Origin of the sequence: Pelodictyon luteolum (assembly GCF_001622165.1) — a bacterium.
GTDB lineage: Bacteria > Bacteroidota > Chlorobiia > Chlorobiales > Chlorobiaceae > Chlorobium > Chlorobium luteolum_B.
In genome coordinates this window covers 55,257-78,570 of sequence record NZ_LVWG01000021.1, presented here as the reverse complement: position 1 = coordinate 78,570, position 23,314 = coordinate 55,257, and the positions used below count along the sequence as shown (strand labels likewise).

At 56.6% G+C, this 23,314-nt stretch carries 16 protein-coding genes and 4 tRNA genes; 19 read left to right on the top strand and 1 reads right to left on the bottom strand.

The window, feature by feature from the left end:
- The first annotated feature begins 140 nt into the window (after positions 1 to 140).
- The 3 genes from A3K90_RS03610 (at position 141) to A3K90_RS03600 (ending at position 4,031) form a co-directional block, all read left to right on the top strand.
- Positions 141 to 2,345, top strand: a complete 2,205-nt coding sequence (locus A3K90_RS03610; protein WP_303681216.1) for a photosystem I reaction center subunit IX — start codon at positions 141 to 143, stop codon at positions 2,343 to 2,345.
- Positions 2,346 to 2,438: 93 nt separating this feature from the next.
- Positions 2,439 to 3,191 carry a 4Fe-4S dicluster domain-containing protein gene (locus A3K90_RS03605; RefSeq protein WP_303681215.1) on the top strand — a complete coding sequence of 251 codons (753 nt, stop codon included), beginning with the start codon at positions 2,439 to 2,441 and terminating at the stop codon, positions 3,189 to 3,191.
- A gap of 87 nt (positions 3,192 to 3,278) precedes the next feature.
- Positions 3,279 to 4,031 carry a polyprenol monophosphomannose synthase gene (locus A3K90_RS03600; RefSeq protein ID WP_303681214.1) on the top strand — a complete coding sequence of 251 codons (753 nt, stop codon included), beginning with the start codon at positions 3,279 to 3,281 and terminating at the stop codon, positions 4,029 to 4,031.
- 85 nt (positions 4,032 to 4,116) lie between these two features.
- Here A3K90_RS03600 and fusA read toward each other — a convergent pair whose 3' ends face one another.
- On the bottom strand, positions 4,117 to 6,189 hold the full coding sequence (gene fusA / locus A3K90_RS03595) for an elongation factor G (RefSeq protein WP_303681213.1): 2,073 nt from the start codon (positions 6,187 to 6,189) through the stop codon (positions 4,117 to 4,119).
- A gap of 168 nt (positions 6,190 to 6,357) precedes the next feature.
- Here fusA and eno point away from each other — a divergent pair, with 168 nt between their 5' ends.
- From eno to rpoC, 16 genes are all read left to right on the top strand, one after another.
- Entirely contained in the window at positions 6,358 to 7,671 is a 1,314-nt protein-coding gene (gene eno / locus A3K90_RS03590; protein WP_303681212.1) for a phosphopyruvate hydratase, read from the top strand.
- A gap of 97 nt (positions 7,672 to 7,768) precedes the next feature.
- Positions 7,769 to 8,083, top strand: coding sequence for a septum formation initiator family protein (locus A3K90_RS03585; protein WP_303681211.1), 315 nt, complete (start codon positions 7,769 to 7,771; stop codon positions 8,081 to 8,083).
- 61 nt (positions 8,084 to 8,144) lie between these two features.
- Complete coding sequence (ispG, locus tag A3K90_RS03580; RefSeq protein ID WP_303681210.1) at positions 8,145 to 10,211, top strand: (E)-4-hydroxy-3-methylbut-2-enyl-diphosphate synthase; 2,067 nt, start codon at positions 8,145 to 8,147, stop codon at positions 10,209 to 10,211.
- Position 10,212: 1 nt separating this feature from the next.
- Complete coding sequence (locus A3K90_RS03575; protein ID WP_303681209.1) at positions 10,213 to 10,995, top strand: SDR family oxidoreductase; 783 nt, start codon at positions 10,213 to 10,215, stop codon at positions 10,993 to 10,995.
- A gap of 70 nt (positions 10,996 to 11,065) precedes the next feature.
- A tRNA-Thr gene (locus tag A3K90_RS03570) sits at positions 11,066 to 11,138 on the top strand.
- A gap of 12 nt (positions 11,139 to 11,150) precedes the next feature.
- Positions 11,151 to 11,233: transfer RNA gene (locus tag A3K90_RS03565), tRNA-Tyr, on the top strand.
- A 25-nt stretch (positions 11,234 to 11,258) separates the two neighbouring features.
- Positions 11,259 to 11,331: transfer RNA gene (locus tag A3K90_RS03560), tRNA-Thr, on the top strand.
- A gap of 20 nt (positions 11,332 to 11,351) precedes the next feature.
- A tRNA-Trp gene (locus A3K90_RS03555) sits at positions 11,352 to 11,424 on the top strand.
- Positions 11,425 to 11,476: 52 nt separating this feature from the next.
- Entirely contained in the window at positions 11,477 to 11,668 is a 192-nt protein-coding gene (gene secE / locus A3K90_RS03550) for a preprotein translocase subunit SecE (protein WP_303681208.1), read from the top strand.
- Between the two features lie 22 nt (positions 11,669 to 11,690).
- Complete coding sequence (gene nusG / locus A3K90_RS03545; protein WP_303681207.1) at positions 11,691 to 12,269, top strand: transcription termination/antitermination protein NusG; 579 nt, start codon at positions 11,691 to 11,693, stop codon at positions 12,267 to 12,269.
- A 48-nt stretch (positions 12,270 to 12,317) separates the two neighbouring features.
- Positions 12,318 to 12,743, top strand: a complete 426-nt coding sequence (gene rplK, locus A3K90_RS03540; RefSeq protein ID WP_303681206.1) for a 50S ribosomal protein L11 — start codon at positions 12,318 to 12,320, stop codon at positions 12,741 to 12,743.
- Between the two features lie 71 nt (positions 12,744 to 12,814).
- Complete coding sequence (gene rplA, locus A3K90_RS03535) at positions 12,815 to 13,504, top strand: 50S ribosomal protein L1 (RefSeq protein WP_303681205.1); 690 nt, start codon at positions 12,815 to 12,817, stop codon at positions 13,502 to 13,504.
- A gap of 18 nt (positions 13,505 to 13,522) precedes the next feature.
- Positions 13,523 to 14,041: a 50S ribosomal protein L10 gene (rplJ, locus tag A3K90_RS03530; protein ID WP_303681204.1), complete on the top strand. Its 519-nt coding sequence runs from the start codon at positions 13,523 to 13,525 to the stop codon at positions 14,039 to 14,041.
- A 75-nt stretch (positions 14,042 to 14,116) separates the two neighbouring features.
- Positions 14,117 to 14,491, top strand: coding sequence for a 50S ribosomal protein L7/L12 (gene rplL / locus A3K90_RS03525; RefSeq protein WP_303681203.1), 375 nt, complete (start codon positions 14,117 to 14,119; stop codon positions 14,489 to 14,491).
- Positions 14,492 to 14,671: 180 nt separating this feature from the next.
- Positions 14,672 to 18,577 (top strand): DNA-directed RNA polymerase subunit beta, encoded by a 3,906-nt coding sequence (rpoB, locus tag A3K90_RS03520; RefSeq protein WP_303681266.1) that lies wholly within the window; start codon positions 14,672 to 14,674, stop codon positions 18,575 to 18,577.
- A gap of 74 nt (positions 18,578 to 18,651) precedes the next feature.
- Entirely contained in the window at positions 18,652 to 23,148 is a 4,497-nt protein-coding gene (gene rpoC / locus A3K90_RS03515; protein ID WP_303681202.1) for a DNA-directed RNA polymerase subunit beta', read from the top strand.
- The last annotated feature ends 166 nt before the right edge of the window (positions 23,149 to 23,314 follow it).

Sequence of the window (23,314 nt, the reverse complement as noted above, 5' to 3'; positions counted from 1 at the left end):
GGTGCCTTCGTTGCGTTATCGGGGATGGGTGGAACACTTGCTCCGATGGGCCATTCCTCAATACGGTGTATGCCGCTGGTCCGGAGGGTTTCTTTCGGTTTCTTCAACCTGAAATATGTCCAAACAAAGGAGAGAATACAATGGCTGAACAAGTGAATCCGGCAGGAGTCAAGCCAAAGGGGACGGTTCCGCCTCCCAAGGGGAGCGCTCCTTCTCCGAAGGCGAGCGGCGCTTCGGGCGGTCCTTCCGTCATCAAGGAGCAGGATGCCGCTAAAATGAGAAGGTTCCTGTTCCAGCGGACAGAGACCCGGTCAACGAAATGGTATCAGGTGTTCGACACCGACAAGATCGACGACGAACAGGTTGTCGGCGGCCATCTCGCCCTTCTTGGCGTTCTCGGGTTCCTCATGGCCATTTATTATTTCTCCGGCATTCAGGTCTTCCCTGCATGGCTCGGTGGAATGCCAGGGTTCCATGACAACTGGTTCTACCTTACCATCAAGCCGAGGATGGTCTCTCTCGGCATCGACACCTACAGCACCGAGACAGCCGACCTCCAGCAGGCGGCAACCAATCTCATCGGCTGGGCAGCGTTCCACTTCCTTTCCGGCTCCATCCTCCTCTTCGGCGGCTGGCGTCACTGGACCCACAACCTGACCAACCCGTTTACCGGTCGCGCAGGAAACTTCCGCGATTTCCGTTTTCTCGGCAAGTTCGGTGACATGGTCTTCAACGGCACCAGCGCAAAGACATACAAGGATGCGCTCGGACCTCATGCCGTCTACATGTCCCTCCTCTTCCTCGGTTGGGGTCTTCTCATGTGGTTCGTTCTCGGTTTCGCTCCTGTTCCCGATTTCCAGACCATCAACTCCGAGACGTTTATGTCTTTCGTGTGGTTCGTGGCCTTCTTCGCTCTCGGCATCTACTGGTGGAACAACCCCCCGAATGCTGCCATCCATCTCAATGATGACATGAAAGCCGCCTTCTCGGTGCATCTCACCGCGATCGGCTACATCAACATCGCCCTCGGTGTCATCGCCTTCGTTGCATTCCAGCAGCCCTCTTTCGATCCCTATTATAAAGAGCTTGACAAGCTGGTGTTCTATCTCTACGGTGAGCCTTTCAACCGCGTCAGCTATGACTTCGTGCAGGAAGGCGGCAGGATCGTCTCCGGCTCCAAGGAGTTCTCGGAGTTTGCTCCCTTCGCAATTCTTCCCAAGAACGGCGCCTCGTTCGGCATGTCGAGGGTGGTTATCAACCTCATCACCTTCAACCACATCATCTGCGGTGTTCTCTATGTCTTCGCAGGTGTCTACCATGGCGGCCAGTACCTCCTCAAGATCCAGCTCAACGGTCTCTATAACCAGATCAAGTCCATCTGGATCACAAAGGGCCGCGACCAGGAAGTTCAGGTCAAGATCCTCGGTACGGTCATGGCTCTCTGTTTCGCCACCATGCTGTCCGTTTACGCTGTCATCGTGTGGAACACCATCTGCGAGCTGAACATCTTCGGAACGAACATCATGATGTCGTTCTACTGGCTGAAGCCGCTTCCGATGTTCCAGTGGATGTTTGCGGATCCGAGCATCAACGACTGGGTCATGGTTCACGTCATCGTGGCAGGTTCGCTCTTCTCGCTGATTGCACTCGTCCGCATCGCCTTCTTCGCCCACACCTCACCCCTCTGGGATGACCTCGGCCTGAAGAAGAACTCCTACTCCTTCCCCTGCCTTGGACCAGTCTACGGCGGTACCTGCGGTGTCTCGATCCAGGATCAGCTCTGGTTCGCCATGCTCTGGGGAGTGAAGGGTCTGTCTGCAGTCTGCTGGTATATCGACGGCGCATGGATCGCTTCGATGATGTACGGTGTGCCTGCGGCTGACGCGAAGGCCTGGGACTCTGTGGCCGGCCTTGCGCACCACTACACCTCCGGCATCTTCTACTACTTCTGGACAGAGACCGTGACGATCTTCTCGAGCTCACACCTCTCGACCATCCTGATGATCGGCCACCTCATATGGTTCATCAGCTTTGCTGTCTGGTTCGAGGATCGCGGCTCCCGTCTTGAAGGTGCTGACATCCAGACCCGCACCGTCCGCTGGCTTGGCAAGAAGTTCCTTGGCCGGGACGTCACCTTCCGTTTCCCTGTCCTGACCATCTCGGACTCGAAGCTTGCAGGTACGTTCCTGTACTTCGGCGGAACCTTTATGCTGGTGTTCCTTTTCATTGCCAACGGCTTCTATCAGACTGATTCACCCCTCCCGCCGACCGTCAGCGACGCAGCGGTGTCCGGTCAGGTCCTCCTGACCCAGGTTGTGGACTACCTGATGAAGCTGATTGCCTGAACTGCTTGACCGGGGGAGCTTCCGGGCTCCCCGACAGGTCTGAGTGCAATAGGAAACTACAGAAGACTATAATCAATAGAGGAGGGTTCCCTGATGGCCGATCCTGTAAAACAGCCAGAAACTCAGCCGGCTCCAGCCGCGAAGGCTCCGGCTGCGCCCAAGGCCGAAGCGCCTAAGGGTGCGCCGCCGAAGGCACCGGCACCTGCCGCGAAGCAGGGGCAGGCAGCGCCTAAGGGTGCACCGGCTAAACCGGCTGGCAAGGCCCGCCTTGAGCCGCTGAATGTCAATCTTGGTCGTTGCGGCGTCCGCCAGGAATCCGCGCTGCCATATAAGAAGCCTGCTGCAGCAAAGCCGGCGCCAGCAGCAAAGCCTGCACCTGCGCCAAAAGGGGCACCTGCTGCAAAAGGTGCGCCTGCGGCTAAGCCCGTTGCAGGAGCAAAACCTGCACCTGCCGCCAAGCCGTCAGCACCCGCAGCACCGGCACCAAAAGCTGCTCCTGCTGCTACACCGGCAGCGAAGCCTGCTGCGCCGAGGGCGAAAAAGCATTATTTCATCTTCGAGAATCTCTGCGTAGGATGCGGCCTCTGCCTTGACAAGTGTCCTCCTAAGGTCAACGCCATCGGCTACAAGTTCTATGGGGATGTCCAGGAGGGAGGCTTCCGTTGCTACATCGATCAGGATGCATGTATTTCCTGCTCGGCCTGCTTCTCGGGAGATGAGTGCCCGTCCGGCGCACTTGTCGAAGTACTTCCTGATGGCGAAGTTCTTGACTTCTCATTCACGCCACCTGAGAGACTTGATTTTGATCTCCGTTTCCTGCACCGCTTCCACCGCGAAGCCCGCTGAAGAGAAGCAGGAAGGTATCGTTCTCTTTACAAGAGCATTGTCCGCCCGGCAATGCTCTTTTTTTTCGATTATCCTGATTATTGCCGCATGAACGAGCAAGAGAGTGGCGGAGCGGGTAAAGCCTCCGCCCTCGTCATCATACCTACCTTCAACGAAAGCCAGAACATCGGGCGACTCATCGATACCCTCAGGGCCCTGTACCCTGAAATGCTCGACATTCTGGTTATTGACGATAATTCGCCCGACGGGACTGCCCGAATCGTTACCCAGATACAGCAGTTCAGCAATGCGGTTCATCTCATCCAGCGTGAGCGGAAGCTCGGGCTCGGTACAGCCTACATTCAGGGGTTTCGTTTCGCGCTGGATCGTGGGTATCGGTTCATTCTGGAAATGGATGCCGACTTCTCGCATGATCCCGCAATGGTTGGAACCCTCATTGATTCTGCTGCGACAGCAGATCTCGTGATAGGCTCGCGCTATGTCGGCAACCGGGTCAATGTCATCAACTGGCCGCTCAGCCGACTGATTCTTTCGAAAATGGCGAGTATCTACACCCGGGTTATCACCGGGATGCCTGTCTCGGATCCGACCGGGGGGTTCAAGTGCTTCCGTCGCGACGTGCTTGCTGCCATCGATCTCGACCGGATTGCTTCGCAAGGGTACTCGTTCCAGATCGAGGTGAACTTCAGGGTATGGAAGAAGGGGTTTCGGATCCTCGAGGTCCCGATTGTATTTACCGACAGAACGGTGGGGCTGTCGAAAATGACGAAGGGAAACATCCGCGAAGCAGTATGGATGGTCTGGTGGCTTAAACTGAAGTCCCTCGTGGGGATTCTCTAGGGAGAAATGGTTGTAAAACAGATGCGCCGGGCAGCTTGCAATAAGCAGCCCGGCGCATGGTGTTTCAGTCTCAGCTTAACTCACCTCAGGCATTCTTCTCAGCGGCCAGTTGCTGTACCACCTCGGCGGGGGCCTCTTCATAATGACTGAACCGGTAGCTGTAGCGAGCCCTGCCCTGGGTGAGGCGTGTCAATGCATGATGGAAGGTCTGAAGCGCGGCCTGCGGAAGTTCGGCCTTGACTACCTGCATTCGGACATCGGCTTCCATACCGAGTATTTTTCCCCGTTTGGCTGAAATCTCCCCGACGATTTCGCCGGTGTACTGGTCGGGCGCGGTCACGGTGAGCTCTGTAATCGGCTCAAGCACCATAGGCTTGGCTTTTTCGATTGCAGCCTTGAATGCCAGGGCGGCTGCAATCTTGAATGCGAATTCGGAGCTGTCGACGGGGTGGTACGAACCGTCGTAGACGACTGCCTTCAAATCGACCACCGGGTAGCCGGAGATGGTACCGGTGGCAATCGCCTCACGGAGTCCCTTTTCAACAGCAGGAATGTAGCGGGTGGGGACCACGCCGCCTACTACCTCACTGGAGAATTCAAATCCGCTGTCGCGCGGGGCGGGGTCGAGTCGTACCCAGACATCGCCGTACTGGCCTCGTCCGCCCGACTGTTTCTTGTGGCGGCCCTGTGCAGAAGCCTGTATGCGGATGGTCTCGCGGTACGGAATTCTGACCGGGGCGGTCTCGACCTTCACATTGAATTTCTTTTCGAGGCGGCTGAGGATGATGTCGAGGTGCGTCTCGCCCTGCGTTTTGAGGATGGTCTGGTTGAACTCAACGTCATGCTCTATCGAGAAGCTGGGGTCCTCTTCATGCAGATGGTGGAGGCCAGCAGAAATCTTCTCTTCATCTCCCTGCGTCACCGGTACGATGGCCGTGGCGAGCACCGGAACGGGAAAGGTGATTGGGCTGATGCGGCAGTTGGTGCCCTTGTCGGCAAGCGTGTCGTTGGTATGTGCGTCCTTCAGTTTGACGACCATGCCGATATCTCCGGCAAGGAGGCTGTCGACCGGAGTGCGTTTTTCGCCGACGACTGTATAAATCTGGCCGGGTTTTTCAACCTGGCCGGTTTGCACGTCCTGCAGTTCATGGCCGGATTCAAGATGGCCGGAGTAGACCCGGAGGTAGGAGATTTCACCAATCCGGGGTTCCGACATGGTCTTGAAGATGAATGCGACCGTTGCACCCAGGGGATCAGGTTCAAGCAGCTGCTCGTTCTCGCCGACCGTGCAGAGGGAATGCTCCGGGCCGCGCTCGATGGGTGAGGGAAAAAGGTTGACCATGGCGCCAAGCAGGCGTTCCGAGCCGATGAGGTGCAGCGGTGAGGTGCAGAACACAGGGAAGAATGTGCGTGACACAAGCGCACTTTTGATGCCCTGGCGAAGTTCGTCCTCGGTGAGGGAACCGACTTCAAAAAACTTTTCCATCAGTTCTTCATCGGTTTCGGCGACCGCTTCCACCAGTTGCTGGTGAAGCTCCTCAGCCCGTTTCAGGTAGAGGTCCGGGATCGTGGACACGGTCATGCTGCCCGGTTTGTCCGGATGGAACTCGAGCTGCTTCATCAAGAGGATATCGATGAGTATGTGGTGTCCGGCACCCTCTTCTGCGGGGAACTGGATCGGGGTGACGAGGTGCCCGAAATGGTCCTGCAGTTCCTGAATGGTCTCGTTGAAGCGTGTCCGGTCGGCGTCGAGCTTGGTCAGCACGAAAACGGTCGGTTTGTAGTACTCCTTCGTGTACTCCCAGATGGCATCGGTGCCAACCTCTACGCCGGTAGAGGCATTGACGGTGACGAGCACCGTATCTGCTACGCGCATGGCGGACTTGACGTCACCGTGGAAATCAAGCAGGCCGGGGGTGTCGATGATGTTCAGCTTGCAGCCGTTCCAAATCCCGTTCAGAAGGCTGGTGTTGAGGCTGTGCTTGCGGCTTATTTCATCGGGGGAGTAGTCGGAGAGGGTATTGCCCTCCTCGATGCTCCCGGCCCGGTTTATGAGCCCCATCGAGAGGGCGAGGGATTCGGTGAGGATGGTCTTGCCGCTACCGGCATGGCCTGTGATAACGATGTTGCGGATTTGATCAGGTTGGACGGCTTGCATGGCGGTACTCCTTGTTGGAAGGTAATGGAACAGTGCAGCAGTTGAAGCTTAACTGTCAATTAACGAAAAAAAGTCCTATTTGCTTCTCTGACGGGGGTGAAATGCTATGGAAAAAAGGATATATTTTGGTTTTCCAGCGAACCACCGCAAACCAAATCATCCTAACCAATGCCTGTAATCCACAAGATCCACGCCCGTCAGATCCTTGACTCACGGGGCAATCCCACTGTCGAAGTCGACGTCTATACTGAAAGCTCATTCGGCCGTGCAGCCGTTCCCAGCGGTGCGTCGACCGGCGTCCACGAGGCGGTGGAGCTGCGTGACGGCGACAAGGGAATCTACCTCGGCAAGGGTGTCCTGAAAGCTGTGGAGAATGTCAATACCATCATCAATGAAGGCCTCAGGGGCATGCTCGTAACAGAGCAGGAAGAGATTGATGCCCGCCTGCTCGAGCTCGACGGCACACCGAACAAATCCAGGCTCGGCGCCAACGCCCTTCTCGGCGTCTCCATGGCCTGCGCCAAAGCCGGCGCTGAATACTCCGGCCTGTCGCTCTTCCGCTACATCGGCGGCACCATGGCAAACACGCTTCCGGTTCCGATGATGAACGTGCTCAACGGTGGGGCCCATGCCGACAACACCGTCGACTTCCAGGAGTTCATGATTATGCCGATCGGGTTCAGCTCCTACTCCGATGCTCTTCGTTGCGGCGCGGAAATCTTCCATGCACTCAAGGCCCTTCTCCATAGCCGTGGCCTCAGCACGGCTGTCGGTGATGAAGGCGGGTTCGCTCCCAACCTCCGTTCGAACGAAGAGGCTATCGAGCTGGTGGTCGAAGCCATCGGCAAGGCTGGATACAAGGCCGGTTCTCCCGCTTCAAAAGGCGGCCTCGGCGATGCCCAGGTCATGATCGCGCTCGATCCGGCCAGCTCCGAGTTCTACGACACCGAGAAAAAGAAATACGTTTTCAAGAAGTCCGACAAACGCGAGCTCTCTTCTGAAGAGATGGCCTCGTACTGGGAAGAGTGGGCCAACACCTACCCGATCATCTCCATCGAAGACGGTATGGCAGAAGACGACTGGTCCGGCTGGAAGCTCCTCACCGAAAAGATCGGCGACCGTGTGCAGCTTGTCGGTGATGATCTCTTCGTGACCAACAGTCTGCGCCTCGCCGAGGGCATTGAAAAAGGTGTGGGCAACTCGATACTCATCAAGGTCAACCAGATCGGCACCCTTACCGAGACCCTCCGGGCCATTGATCTGGCCAAGCGCAACGGCTACACCTCGGTCATCAGCCACCGCAGCGGCGAAACCGAAGACAGCACCATCGCCCAGATTGCCGTCGCCACCAACGCCGGACAGATCAAGACCGGCAGCATGTCGCGTAGCGACCGCATGTCGAAGTACAACGAACTGCTCCGCATAGAGGAGGAGCTCGGAATGCAGGCAATCTATCCCGGAAAGCAGGCCTTCAGGGTCTGAGGCCGAATTGTTCCAGGGGGGGAGCCCCGTGCCGCCTCATGGCCGGCACGGGGCCTTTCCTTCGGCTCCCCCGGGGCGAAAAACATCCTGAGGCATCTTGAGCTTGAAACACGCGCTGAACATGTTCTGGGGCTATGTCTCCACCAACCCGAAAAAGTTTTTTTTCGTGGTGCTTGCCGTTGTGTTCGTGATCTGGCTCCTCTTTGACGACTACGGCCTCTTGACAAGAATCTCTATGGAGTCCGAGCACCGCGTACTGCTCCGAACGCAGGAGGAGGGACAGCAGCGGATACTTCGGAACGAAGAGCGGATCCGTCATGCCGCCGATCCCGACAGCATCGAAAAGGCTGCCCGGGAAAGGTATAATTTCCGCCGCGAGGGGGAACGCCTCTATATCATCAGTGAGGAGTAGCCCGCTCTCTTTCACTCTGCACCCCATACATTTCAACAGCAAAGGAAAACCCGACAGTCCCATGTACGAGTACCGCCGCCGTCTTACCAGAGAAGTGCCGTTCGGCCCCATATCCCTTGGTGGATACCTGCCGATACGGGTGGAGTCCATGATCAATACCCACACCTCCGACACCCGGGCTTCGGTCGAGCAGTGCCGCAGGCTCCATGATGCGGGTTGCGAAATCATCCGCCTGACTGTCCCTACCGAGAAAGATGCTGAAAACCTCCGCGCCATCCGCGACCAGTTACGGCGCGACGGCATCAGGACGCCGCTCGTTGCAGATATCCACTTTTCCGCTCGCGCTGCCATGAAGGCGGTGGAGTTTGTCGAAAACATTCGAATCAATCCGGGCAACTACGCGACACGCAAGAAGTTTGCAGGCGGCGAATACACAGAGGACGAGTACCAGCGGGAGCTTCAGCATGTCCGCCAGGAATTCCTGCCGCTCGTCGAAAAAGCCCGCAGCCTGGGTGCTTCCATGCGCATCGGTACGAACCACGGATCACTGTCCGACCGCATCGTCAGCCGCCGGGGCAACTCCCCGGACGGTATGGTTGAGGCTGCGCTTGAATTCGCCCGCATATGTGAAGACGCCGGCTACTATGACATCCTCTTTTCCATGAAGTCATCCAATGTCAGGGTGATGATTCAGGCATACCGCCTCCTTGTCGAGCGTGCAGACAAGGAGCTTCTCCACGCATATCCACTCCATCTCGGTGTGACTGAGGCGGGAGACGGTGACGAGGCCAGGGTAAAATCCGCCATGGGCATCGGTGCCCTGCTTGAAGACGGTCTTGGCGACACCATCAGGGTGTCACTCACCGAAGACCCTGTCAACGAGGTGCCTGTCGGGTTCGAGATCGTTCGGAAGTACAACACGTTCCATCAGGTGAAGGGCAAAAAGGCTCATCTCCCGCTCAAGCATCTTATCGAGTCCTCCGGTGAGTCCGTTCGATCGCGTGCTGCAACGGAGGAACTTCCCTTTGATCCTGTGAGCTACAGCCGGCGGTGCTCGAAGCCGCTGGCGATCGGTGGCAGTGTGCTTGGCGGCGAAGCCCTGCCGCTGGTGGAGACTGCGCTGCAGTCAACGCTCTCTGACAGGGAGGGCGCGCATTCGGAAGCGCTCCTGCGGCTTCGTCCCGAACTTGAGGTCGGCTCGATCCGCTCCGAACTGCTCACGGTCCCCGTTGCCGAACGGAGCGATATTCCTCTTCTCCGGGAGTTGCTTCAGGGGCTTGGCCCGGCTGCGAGCTCTCTTGGCGCATCGAGTGCCGATCCGGATATATTCGCTCTTCTTTTACAGGAGGATCTGGCGAAGGTCCGCTTCGATATCACTGAAGAGGAGATGCTTCCCAGAAATCTTGTCGACATGATCCCCGCCGGGAGCTGTCCTGCGGTGGAGTTTTCGTTCGTGCGCCAGCGCTCCGGCGTCGGCGTTGCAGCTGAAGTGCTTGCTTCGTTTGCTGAAAAAGCCCGCACGAGAGGTCTTCAGAGAGTTCTCTTTTCCATAGTCTCCTCAGAAGGACTCTACGCTGCACGCCGCCTCGCTCTTGAGTTCCGCCGTCGCGCCATCGATGCCCCAATCTCTGTACGTTTCAGCGGGAGCGATCCCCTTCGACTCAGTACCATAATCGATGCCTCCGTACAGGCCGGGCCGCTTTTTTCCGATGGACTCGGCGACATGCTCTCGCTCCAGACACCACTCAGTCCGGAAGATGAGATCAATCTCGGGTTCAATATCCTGCAGGGAGCCCGTGCACGCATGTCGAAAACCGAATTCATCTCCTGCCCCGGCTGCGGCAGGACCTATTTCGACCTTGAACGTGCTGCCGCCTCCATCAAAAAACGCCTCTCACACCTGAAAGGTCTCAAGATCGGTATCATGGGATGTGTGGTGAACGGGCCGGGCGAGATGGCCGACGCCGATTTCGGGTATGTGGGTGCGGGAAAGAACCGTATCAGCCTCTATGTCGGAAAGGAGTGCGTTGCCGAGAACCTGCCTGAGGTGGAGGCCGTCGATCGCCTGATCGATCTCATCCGGGAGCACGGCCGCTGGGTCGAGCCGGCCGCACCGATAGGGGGATAGCATGGCCATGCGCTGCACCCTCATAACCGGAGCCTCAATGGGAATCGGCGAGGCTTTTGCCCGCGAGTTCGCCCGCAGGGGGAACAACCTCATTCTCGTCGCCCGTTCAGCAGAGCTTCTGCACACGCTTGCCGCAGAGCTCCGCACAAAAAGGCACGTCGAAGTGCTGGTATGCGTGTCGGATCTCACCCGGCCGACGGCGCCAGAGGAAATCCATCAGTTCTGCCTCCGTGAGGGTGTGAAGGTGGACCTCCTCATCAATGCGGCGGGTCTCTCGTTTGCTGGGGCGTACAGTGGGATTCCTGCGGAAAAACTCGAGGAACTGATGGCGGTCAACATTCTTGCGCTTGCCCGCCTTACCCGCATTTTTTCGGCAGATATGGCATCTTCGGGCGAGGGTGGCATCATCAACATTGCCTCGCTTGCCGGACTGCAGGGCATCGCCGGTCTCGGTCTCTATTCGGCGACCAAGTCTTTTGTCATAACCCTCACCGAAGCCCTTCATGAAGAGCTGAAGTCATCCGGGGTGAAAGTCCTGGCAGTCTGCCCCGGGTTCATCGAAACAGGCTTCTTCGCTGTCGCAGGCCATGACCCGGCGACCATCCTCCTACCCATCTCAGACGCTTCAGTTGTGGTGAAAGCGGCCGTTCGCGGGCTCATGAAAAACAAGATGCGGGTTTATCCCACCCTCCTCGACACCCTCCTCGCCTTTGGCGAAAGGCTGACCCCGCGAGAGGTTTCCGTCCGGCTTGCGGCATTTCTCTCCGGTTCCTGGGGAAAATAATTTGTTCCCTTTTTCTTTTGCATTTTTAAATCCTCTCATTATATTACCTGCCCTGTTTTTTGACTGAGCTGCTGGTGTAGCTCAATTGGTAGAGCAGCTGATTTGTAATCAGCAGGTTGCGGGTTCGAGTCCCATCACCAGCTCTTGATTATTGCGGGTAGGTAGCGAAGTGGTTAAACGCAACAGACTGTAAATCTGTCGACATATGTCTTCGGAGGTTCGAATCCTCCCCTACCCACACAATGGTTTTCCCTGTTTTTCTTGCTGATGTAGCTCAGTTGGTAGAGCACTTCCTTGGTAAGGAAGAGGTCATCGGTTCGAGTCCGATCATCAGCTCCGGTTTTGGTGTTGGCTATACGTCAGTAGCTTAATTGGTAGAGCAGCGGTCTCCAAAACCGCAGGTTGGGGGTTCGATTCCCTCCTGACGTGCACGCATGATTTTTATTTGTATGGAAGCGCAGTTTATTCCGGGCCGTGATTCATGAACAAGTATATCGGTAAGGTCGGTCAGTATTACAGGGACGTTGTCGCAGAGATGCGCAAGGTCGTCTGGCCGAGCAAGGAAGAGTTGAAAGATCTGACGGTGGTGGTCCTGACGGTGTCCGGCCTCCTCGCCCTGTTCACCTTCCTCGTCGACTGGGTGATAAACTTCGTGATGGGAAAGTTACTGTAAGAAACCGGAAAGGGGAGTCAGGATGGCCGCAAGAAAAAAAGAAGCTGAGGACCAGGGAATGCCGCCGGTGGCACGTTGGTATGCCCTCAGGATCTATTCCGGGCACGAGAGAAAGGTCAAGGAGGGTATAGAGGCTGAAGTGGAGCGCAGCGGGCTTGGGGAAAAGATCCTGCAGGTGTATGTGCCCTACGAGAAGTTCGTAGAGGTCAAGAACGGCAAGAAGCGCAGTATGACAAAGAATGCGTTTCCGGGTTATGTGCTGATCGAAGCCATACTTGACAAACAGACCCGCAACCTTATTCTCGACATCCCTTCGATCATGGGTTTCCTCGGTGTTGATGATAACCCGATTCCGCTCCGCCCCGACGAAGTCGAAAAACTGCTTCAACCGGAGGCTGCCGTTGAGCACCGTGCCGTCATAGAGTCGCCCTTCCAGATCGGCGATTCCGTTAAGGTCATCGACGGTCCGTTCAGTTCGCTTACCGGCGTCGTCCACGATGTCTGCACCGAGCGGATGAAAGTGAAAGTAATGATCAGCTTTTTCGGCCGCAGTACGCCGACGGAGCTTGATTTCTCGCAGGTTAAGTCAGTTTCACAATAAATACAACACGGGCTTACGCTGGTAAGCTTCTGAACAGAACATAGGACAATGGCAAAAAAGGTAATCGGTTTTATCAAGCTTCAGATCCCTGCCGGCGCTGCGAATCCCGCACCTCCTGTCGGTCCCGCCCTCGGTCAGAAGGGTGTGAACATCATGGAGTTCTGCAAGCAGTTCAATGCAAAGACCCAGTCAGAGGCCGGCATGATCATCCCTGTGGTGATCACCGTCTTTTCGGACAAGTCGTTCACCTTCATCACCAAGACGCCGCCTGCCGCCGTGCTCCTTCTGAAGGAAGCTAAGCTGCAGAAGGGTTCGGGTGAGCCGAACCGCAACAAGGTCGGCACCGTTACCCGCGATCAGGTACGCAAGATCGCCGAACTGAAGATGCCTGATCTCAATGCCTTCGATCTTCGCGGTGCCGAAGAGATGATCATGGGTACGGCAAGAAGCATGGGTATTGTAGTAGAGGGCTGAGAGAGCCCGTTTCATTTGAAGTCGTGGGAGGCTGCATAGCCGCTTTTTCAACCACTAGCATAACATAAAGAATGGCAGGAAAGAATTACAGGGCAGCTGCTGCACTGGTCGACCGCAACATGGAGTACGACCTCGCAGATGCAGTCGACAAGGTCAAGGAGATCACCAATGTGAAGTTCGACGCCACCGTTGATGTGTCGGTCAAGCTCGGTGTTGATCCCCGTCACGCGGATCAGGTCGTTCGCGGCACCGTCATGCTTCCGCATGGCACAGGCAAAACTGTTTCGGTTCTGGTCGTCTGCAAAGAGGCCAAGACCGCAGAGGCAACCGAGGCCGGCGCAGATTTCGTCGGTTTTGAAGAGTACATAGAAAAAATCCAGAACGGCTGGACCGGCGTTGATGTAATCATCGCCACTCCCGACGTCATGGGTCAGCTCGGCAAGGTAGCCAAGATTCTCGGACCCCGCGGCCTCATGCCGAACCCGAAATCGGGTACGGTGACCATGGATGTGGCAAAGGCTGTCAAAGAGGTCAAGGCTGGCAAGATTGAGTTCCGCGTCGACAAGGCCGGTAACGTCCACGCCCCCGTCGGCAAGGCCTCCTTCCCGGCCGAACAGCTGGTCGCCAACATCACCAGCTTTCTCAAGGAAGTTGTGCGCCTTAAGCCTTCTGCGGCAAAGGGGCAGTATGTCCAGGGTATAGCGGTCTCCAGCACCATGTCGCCCGGCGTCCGGATCAAGAGAGAGAAATTTGTCGCCTAATAACAAACGGTTTATACGATGAAGCGAGATAAGAAAGAACAGGTGGTCAGCGAAGTTTCCGAGAAGCTCCGTCGTTCACAGGGCATATACCTGACCGAGTTCCAGGGCCTCACTGTGGCCCGGATGGCTGAACTCCGCAATGAGTTCCGCAAGGCCGGTGTCGAGTACCGCGTGGTCAAGAATACCCTGATCAGGAAGGCGCTCAGCGATATGGAAGGTGCCGACAAGCTGGCTCCGGCGCTGAAAAGCACTACTGCCGTAGCCTTCGGTTACGACGATCCCATCGCCCCTGCAAGGGTGATAACCAAGTTCAGTAAAACCAATGAGGCCCTGAAGTTCAAGATGGCCGCCATCGACGGTGTTGTGTTCGGTTCGGACAAGCTTCCTGCACTGTCGGAGATGCTGACTAAAACCGAGAACATCGGTCGGGCAGCAGGTGTCATCAACAACGTGGTTGCTTCCGTTCCGATGGTTGTCAATGCGGTGATGAGAAACCTCGTCTCTGTCATCGACCAGGTCGGAAAACAGAAGCAGTAAGGGGTCGTTTTAAGTCTATTACGCACTCAGTACAGAAATTTACAACCGTCAATCAAAACCAGGAGAGAGGCAATAATGTCCATCGAAACACTTGTAGAGGAAATTGGTAAACTTACCCTTACCGAAGCATCTGAGCTTGTCAAATCACTTGAAGAGAAGTTCGGCGTCAGCGCAGCTCCTGCAGTCGTTGCCGGCGCAGCCGCAGCAGCACCTGCCGCAGCCGCAGCAGCTGAAGAGCAGACCGAGTTCGACGTTATCCTGACCGCCGCCGGCGAGAGCAAGATCAACGTTATCAAGGTTGTGCGCGCCATCACCGGCCTCGGCCTTAAAGAGGCCAAGGATCTGGTCGACGGTGCACCGAAGACCGTCAAAGAAGCTGTCTCCAAGGACGAAGCCGAGAAGCTCCAGAAGGAGCTCAAGGACGCAGGCGCATCCGTAGAGCTGAAGTGATTTCAGAAGAGCCGATTTAAACAGCAAGCTCCGCTTCTTTATGAAGCGGAGCTTTGTCTGTTTCTGCAAGTGGTATTTTAGCCGTGCTCACGTGACGATATGACCAGGATGCAACCGGGTAATAGCCGGCCGGGTTAACAGATTTCATGCAATTGAACCAAAAGCGAGGTGCTTGTGAAAGTGGCTGATGCAACATCAACACCGTCTATTGACTTTTCCAAAATCCAAAGCATTATAGAGGCTCCCGACCTTTTAAAAGTCCAGCTCGACTCATTCCATAACTTCATACAGGACAGTGTTCCTCTCGCAAAGCGCAGGGATCAGGGTCTGGAAAAGGTACTCAGGAGCGCATTCCCGATTACCGATACCAGGGGTCTTTACCTTCTCGAGTACATCTCCTACAGCTTCGACAAACCGAAGTACACCGTAGAAGACTGCATCGAGCGCGGGTTGACCTATGATGTGTCGCTGAAGGTCAAGCTGAAGCTTTCCTATAAGGACGAGCCCGACGAAACCGACTGGAAGGAGACCATCCAGCAGGAGGTCTATCTCGGCAGGATTCCCTACATGACCGAACGTGGAACGTTCATCGTCAACGGTGCCGAGCGCGTCGTCGTGGCCCAGCTCCACCGCTCCCCCGGCGTGGTGTTCAGCGAAGCTGTCCACCCGAACGGCAAGAAAATGTATTCGGCCAAGATCGTCCCGACCCGTGGGTCGTGGATTGAGTTCCAGACCGATATCAACAACCAGATTTTCGTCTATATAGACCAGAAGAAGAACTTTCTGGTCACCGCGCTGCTTCGCGCCATCGGCTTTACCCGCGATGAGGACATTCTCGGACTCTTCGACCTTGTTGAAGAAGTTCCGCTGAAGGCGGCAAAGAGGGACCGCCTCGTCGGCCAGTACCTTGCTTCAGACATCGTCGACATGCAGACCGGTGAAGTTGTCAGTGCCCGTACGGCCATCACCGAAGATGTCTTCGAGCAGATTCAGGCTGCCGGCTACAAGAGCGTGAAGATCATGAAGAGCTTCAACGGCAGCGATAAGGGGCAGGATAAGTCCATTGTCATCAACACGATTCTCAACGACAGTTCTGCCACCGAGGAAGAGGCGCTTGAAATCGTTTACGAAGAGCTTCGCGCAAACGAGGCTCCCGACATCGATGCTGCCCGCAGCTTCCTCGAACGCACATTCTTCAACCAGAAGAAGTATGACCTCGGCGAAGTTGGCCGCTACCGCATCGGTAAAAAACTCAGCCGCGAGTTCAGTGAAATGGATGAGTACCTTGGCGGAAAGGGCGAGCTGAGGCAGCTCTCCGACACGATCCACCAGAAGATCCTCCAGACCATCCAGTCGTTTTCCGACGAGCCGCTCGGCGAAGAGATCCTGGTGCTTACCCACCTTGATATCATCGCCGTCATCAACTACCTCATCAAGCTGGTCAACGGACAGGCTGAGGTGGATGATGTCGACCATCTGGCCAATCGCCGCGTGCGTTCGGTCGGTGAGCAGCTTGCCGCCCAGTTTGTCATCGGTCTTGCCAGAATGGGCAAGAACGTGCGTGAAAAACTCAACAGCCGTGACTCCGACAAGATCGCGCCTGCCGACCTCATCAACGCGCGAACCGTCTCAAGTGTGGTCTCGAGCTTCTTTGCCACGAGCCAGCTTTCGCAGTTCATGGACCAGACCAACCCGCTTGCCGAGATGACCAACAAGCGGAGGGTTTCGGCGCTCGGACCGGGCGGTCTTACCCGCGAGCGCGCAGGCTTCGAGGTTCGTGATGTCCACTACACCCATTACGGCAGGCTCTGCCCGATCGAAACCCCTGAAGGCCCGAACATCGGACTTATTTCATCGCTTTCGGTCTATGCCGAAATCAACGACAAGGGCTTCATTCAGACCCCTTACCGTGTAGTTGAGAAGGGGCATGTGACCGATACGGTCATCATGCTCTCGGCCGAGGATGAAGAGAACAAGATCACCGTGCCGGTCAGCATCCCGATGGATGATAACAACAACATCGCCGTCGAATCCGTGCAGGCCAGAACCAAGGGTGACTACCCGCTTGTTCCGTCCGAGGATGTCAACTATATGGACGTCTCTCCCGTACAGATCGTCAGCGCGGCTGCAGCCCTTATCCCGTTCCTCGAGCATGATGACGGTAACCGAGCCCTCATGGGCGCCAACATGCAGCGTCAGGCTGTTCCGCTCCTCGTTTCCGAGGCGCCGGTCGTCGGCACCGGCATGGAGGCCAAGGTTGCTCGTGACTCACGTTCGGTCATTCTCGGCGAAGGCCCCGGAGTTGCCGAAGAGGTCACTGCGGAGTACATCAAGGTCCGTTACGACATCGACACCGAGAATAACGAGCACATGTCGCTGCTCGATCCGAACGAAGGACTGAAGACCTACCGGCTGATCAAGTTCAAGCGCTCCAACCAGGATACCTGCATATCACAGAAGCCGCTTGTGAAAAATGGCCAGAAGGTCGAGAAAGGTACGGTGCTTGCTGACAGCTCCTCGACTGAGGATGGCGAGCTCGCACTCGGCAAGAACGTGCTTGTGGCATTCATGCCGTGGCGCGGTTACAACTTCGAGGATGCCATCATCCTCAGTGAGCGCCTCGTCTACGACGATGTGTTCACCTCCATCCATGTCCACGAGTTTGAATCGAACGTCCGCGACACCAAGCGCGGTGAAGAGCAGTTCACCCGCGACATCTACAACGTCAGCGACGAAGCGCTCAGAAACCTCGATGAAAACGGTATCGTCCGCATCGGTGCAGAGGTCAAGGAACGCGACATTCTGGTAGGCAAGATCACGCCGAAAGGCGAAAGCGACCCGACGCCGGAAGAGAAGCTCCTGCGCGCCATTTTCGGCGATAAATCGAGCGACGTGAAGGATGCATCCCTGCACGTACCCGCCGGCATGAAGGGTATCATCATCAAGACGAAGCTGTTCAGCCGGAAGAAGAAGGTTGGTATGGATGTAAAGGAGAAGCTCGAACTCATCGACGCCCGTTTCGAGCGCCGTGAGATCGAACTTCGCAAAAGCTTCGAGAAATGGCTCCGCCAGATGCTTCAGGGCAAGAAAGTGAAGGGGCTTACGAGCGATAAGGGCAAGAGCCTTGCCGAAGAAGGGGCAGCGTTCGACGATGCACTTCTCGCAAAGTTTTCAAGCCAGCCGTTCCTTGAGTCGATCGATTTCTCTCTCGGCCTCACCGGAACAAAGAAGGTTGATGAAGCCGTTATACGACTCGTCAAGGAGTTCCGCTTTAAGCTGAAGGACCTCGCCGACGAACGCGAGAATGAAAAGTACAAGGTCAATGTCGGCGATGAGCTGCCTCCCGGAATCGAGGAGCTGGCAAAGGTGTACATTGCCCAGAAACGCAAGATCCAGGTCGGTGACAAGATGGCAGGTCGTCACGGAAACAAAGGTGTGGTCGGCAAGATCCTCCCCATTGAGGATATGCCCTTCATGGCCGACGGCACTCCGGTTGACATCGTGCTGAACCCGCTCGGCGTGCCGAGCCGCATGAACATCGGCCAGCTTTATGAAACATCACTCGGATGGGCGGCCAAGAAACTTGGCGTCAAGTTCAAGACCCCGATCTTCAACGGCGCAACCTACGAAGAGGTTCAGGCCGAGCTGGAAAGGGCGGGGCTTCCGTCCCACGGCAAGGTCCGTCTCTACGACGGCCGTACCGGAGAGCAGTTCGATGACGAGGTAACGGTTGGATACATCTACATGTTGAAGCTGAGCCATCTCGTCGATGACAAGATCCACGCCCGCTCAACGGGCCCTTACTCCCTCATCACCCAGCAGCCGCTTGGCGGTAAGGCGCAGTTCGGCGGCCAGCGATTCGGTGAAATGGAGGTCTGGGCGCTTGAGGCATATGGCGCGGCCAACATACTTCGCGAGATGCTGACGGTTAAATCCGATGACGTTGTCGGTCGTAACAAGACCTACGAGGCCATCGTGAAGGGCCAGAACCTTCCCGAGCCAGGCATCCCCGAGTCGTTCAACGTGCTCATCAGGGAGCTGCAGGGTCTCGGCCTCGAGATTCGCATCGACGACAGGGTCCCTTAGCAGGAGGGGCAGGGGCCCCGGAGTGACCAATAGTAACGGAAGCTGAAAAGAGTCGTTTAACCAGGATATCGATCATGATTTTTTCACAGGGAGCATCGCCGCTGAAAGGTGATTTTTCAAGGATAAAGTTCAGCATCGCCTCGCCCGAGAGCATCCTCGCCCACTCGCGTGGAGAGGTGCTGAAACCCGAGACCATCAACTACCGTACGTTCAAACCTGAGCGCGACGGCCTGATGTGCGAAAAGATATTCGGTCCCACCAAGGACTGGGAATGTTACTGCGGCAAGTACAAGAGGGTGCGCTACAAGGGCATCATCTGTGACCGCTGCGGTGTTGAAGTGACCACCAAGAGCGTGCGGCGTGAACGCATGGGACATATCTCCCTTGCCGTTCCGGTCGTCCACACCTGGTTCTTCCGCTCGGTGCCGAGCAAGATCGGCGCCCTGCTCGATCTTTCCACCAAGGAACTCGAGCGCATCATCTACTATGAAGTGTACGTGGTCATCAACCCCGGCGAACCGGGCGAGAAGCAGGGTATCAAGAAGCTCGACCGCCTGACCGAGGAACAGTACTTCCAGATTATTACCGAGTACGAAGACAACCAGGATCTGGAGGATTCGGATCCCCAGAAGTTCGTTGCCAAGATGGGCGGCGAGGCTATCCATATGCTCCTGAAGAACCTCGATCTCGATGGTTCTGCTGTGCAGCTCCGGAAGATCCTGAAGGAGAGCAGCTCCGAGCAGAAGCGTGCCGACGCACTCAAGCGCCTGAAGGTTGTCGAGGCCTTCCGCAAGAGCTACGAGCCGCAGCGTAAGGTCCGCAAAAAGTCCACCGGACTTTTCCCCGAGGATGAAATCCCCGAGCCTTATATCTATGAGGGCAACAAGCCCGAGTACATGGTGATGGAAGCCATCCCGGTCATTCCGCCGGAGCTCCGTCCGCTCGTTCCGCTCGAAGGTGGCCGTTTTGCCACGTCCGATCTCAACGACCTGTACCGCAGGGTTATTATCCGCAACAACCGCCTGAAGAAGCTCATCGACATCCGTGCCCCTGAGGTCATCCTTCGCAACGAGAAGCGGATGCTGCAGGAAGCTGTCGACGCACTGTTCGACAACTCGCGCAAGGCCAACGCCGTGAAAACCGGTGAATCCAACCGTCCGCTGAAGTCGCTCTCCGACGCCCTCAAGGGCAAGCAGGGCCGCTTCCGTCAGAACCTGCTCGGTAAACGTGTCGACTATTCCGGCCGTTCCGTCATCGTCGTCGGACCTGAACTGAAACTCCACGAGTGCGGACTGCCGAAGAGCATGGCCATCGAGCTCTTCCAGCCCTTCGTCATCCGCCGTCTCGTCGAACGCGGTATCGCCAAGTCTGTCAAATCAGCCAAGAAGCTGATTGACAAGAAGGATCCCATTGTCTGGGATGTGCTTGAAAAAGTCATCGATGGCCGTCCGGTGCTCCTCAACCGCGCACCGACCCTCCACCGTCTTGGTATCCAGGCCTTCCAGCCTACCCTGATCGAGGGCAAGGCCATTCAGATTCACCCGCTCGTCTGTACGGCATTCAACGCCGACTTTGACGGTGACCAGATGGCCGTGCACGTGCCGCTTTCGCAGGAAGCACAGCTTGAGGCTTCGCTCCTCATGCTTTCCTCGCACAACCTGATTCTGCCGCAGTCCGGAAAACCGGTCACCGTTCCTTCCCAGGACATGGTGCTCGGTATGTACTACCTTACCAAGTCACGCCCCGGCAGTCTTGGCGAGGCCGGCATCTTCTATAGCCGCGAGGATGTGCTCATTGCTCATAACGAAGGACGCCTCGGACTGCACGCACAGATTTTTGTGCAGTACAATGGTCGTCTCGACCAGAAGTTCGATTCGCTCCGTGCGCTCGACTGGATCCAGGAAGCAGGTACTGAAAAGTACGAGTGGCTCAAGAAGCAGCTCGAGAAAAAGACCATGCTGCTCACTACGGTCGGCCGCGTGATCTTCAACGAAAGCGTTCCCGAAGAGATCGGTTTCATCAACCGCGTTATCGACAAGAAAGTGGCCAAGGAGCTCATCGGCCGCCTCTCGAGCGAGGTTGGTAACGTCGTAACCGCTCGCTTCCTTGACAATATCAAGCAGGTCGGTTTCCACTATGCCATGAAAGGCGGCCTTTCGGTCGGTCTTTCCGACGCCATCGTGCCTGAAACCAAGGCCAAGCACATCAAGGCCGCCCAGCGCGACAGCACGAGGGTCGTCAAGGAATACAACCGCGGTACCCTTACCGACAACGAGCGTTACAACCAGATCGTCGACGTCTGGCAGAAGACCTCCAACATCGTTGCAGAGGAGTCCTACCAGAAGCTCAAGAAAGACCGCGAAGGGTTTAACCCGCTTTACATGATGCTTGATTCCGGCGCCCGTGGCTCGCGTGAGCAGGTCCGCCAGCTTACTGGTATGAGGGGTCTTATTGCCCGTCCGCAGAAGTCCATGTCGGGACAGCCGGGCGAGATCATCGAGAACCCGATTATTTCGAACCTCAAGGAAGGTCTGACCGTACTTGAGTACTTCATCTCAACGCATGGTGCCCGTAAGGGTCTTTCCGACACCTCGCTGAAAACGGCAGATGCCGGTTACCTGACGAGGCGTCTGCATGACGTTGCCCAGGACGTCATTGTCACGATGGACGACTGCGGTACAACCCGCGGCCTTTTCATCCAGCGCAATATCGAGGAGGAGACCAGCGGCCAGATCAAGTTCCGCGAGAAGATCAAGGGACGTGTCGCTGCACGCGACATCTATGACACCATCACCGGCAACGTCATCGTACCTGCCGGCGAGACCATCACCGAGGAGCTCGCAGAGATCATCCAGGACACTCCGGGCGTCGAAGAGGCCGAAATCCGCTCGGTGCTTACCTGCGAGTCGAAAATCGGCATCTGCTCGCGGTGCTACGGTACCAACCTCTCGGTCCACAAGCTGGTTGAAATCGGCGAGGCGGTCGGCGTCATCGCGGCGCAGTCCATCGGTGAGCCTGGTACCCAGCTGACGCTTCGTACCTTCCACCAGGGCGGTACGGCGCAGGGCGGCATTTCCGAAACCGAGACCAAGGCCTTCAATGAGGGTGCGGTCGAGTTCGAGGACATCAAGACTGTTGAGCACGCCGCAATCAACGAGGACGGTGTTGAGGAACAGCACACCATCGTCATCCAGAAGAACGGTAAAGTCAATATCGTCGACCCCGAAAGCGGAAAGGTGCTGAAGCGCTATGTCGTCCCGCACGGCGCTCATCTTGCAGTCGCTCCTGGCGACCAGGTCAAAAAGGACCAGGTCCTCTTCAGCAGCGAGCCCAACAGCACGCAGATCATCGCCGAAATCAACGGTACCGTCAAGTTCGCTGATATCGAGAAGGGTGTGACGTACAAAGAAGAGGTCGATCCCCAGACCGGATTTGCCCAGCATACCATCATCAACTGGCGCTCGAAACTTCGTGCTACCGAGACCCGTGAGCCGCGCCTTATGATTATTGATGCGTCAGGCGAGGTTCAGAAGACCTACCCTGTTCCGATCAAGAGCAACCTGTACGTCGAGGACGGCCAGAAAGTAGTTCCCGGCGACATCATGGCAAAGGTTCCTCGCAACCTTGACCGTGTCGGCGGTGACATTACCGCCGGTCTGCCGAAGGTTACCGAACTCTTCGAGGCCCGTATTCCAACTGATCCGGCTATCGTCACTGAAATCGACGGCTATGTCAGTTTCGGTTCACAGCGCCGCAGCAGCAAGGAAATCAAGGTAAAGAACGACTTCGGGGAAGAGAAGGTATACTATGTCCAGGTCGGTAAGCATGTGCTCGCCAACGAGGGTGACGAGGTCAAGGCCGGCGAACCGCTGACCGATGGCGCCGTTTCACCGCAGGACATCCTTCGCATCCAGGGCCCGAATGCTGTGCAGCAGTATCTGGTCAACGAGATCCAGAAGGTTTACCAGATCAACGCCGGTGTTGAAATCAACGACAAGCATCTTGAGGTGATCGTTCGCCAGATGCTGCAGAAGGTCCGTGTCGAGGAGCCCGGTGATACTGAACTGCTTCCCGGTGACCTGATCGACCGTAGCGTCTTCCTTGAAGCCAACGAAAACGTGTCCGAAAAGGTGCGCATCACCGAGCGGGGTGATGCTCCGCCGAGAATCCAGGATGACCAGCTCCACCGCCTGCGCGAAATCACCAAGCTCAATCGTGACCTGCGCAAGAACGAAAAGCAGCTCATCGCGTTCGAGCCCGCCCTTCAGGCGACCTCGCATCCGGTCCTGCTCGGCATCACCAGCGCTGCCTTGCAGACCGAGAGCGTGATCTCAGCAGCCTCTTTCCAGGAGACTACAAAGGTGCTCACCGATGCGGCAGTCGCCGGAAAGGTCGACCATCTTGCAGGCCTGAAGGAGAACGTCATCGTCGGCAAGCTGATCCCTGCCGGTACCGGTCTGAAGAAGTATAAGGCCATACGCCTCGCAGGAGAAGCGGTAGAAGCCTCTGAAGCCGTAGCAGCAGCCGCAGAAGCTGAAGCCCAGGCCCGTCGTGAAGCGATGGACGAGTAGAATCCGCTTCATGGTAATAAAGAGATCTCCAGAGAGAACAAGTAAAGCCGCCTTCGGGCGGCTTTACTTGTTTATGCCGCGGCACATCCTGTCTTAAGTGGCTGTTGGTCCGGCTGTTGGTCCGGCTGTTGGTCCGGCTGTTGGTCCGGCTGTTGGTCCGGCTGTT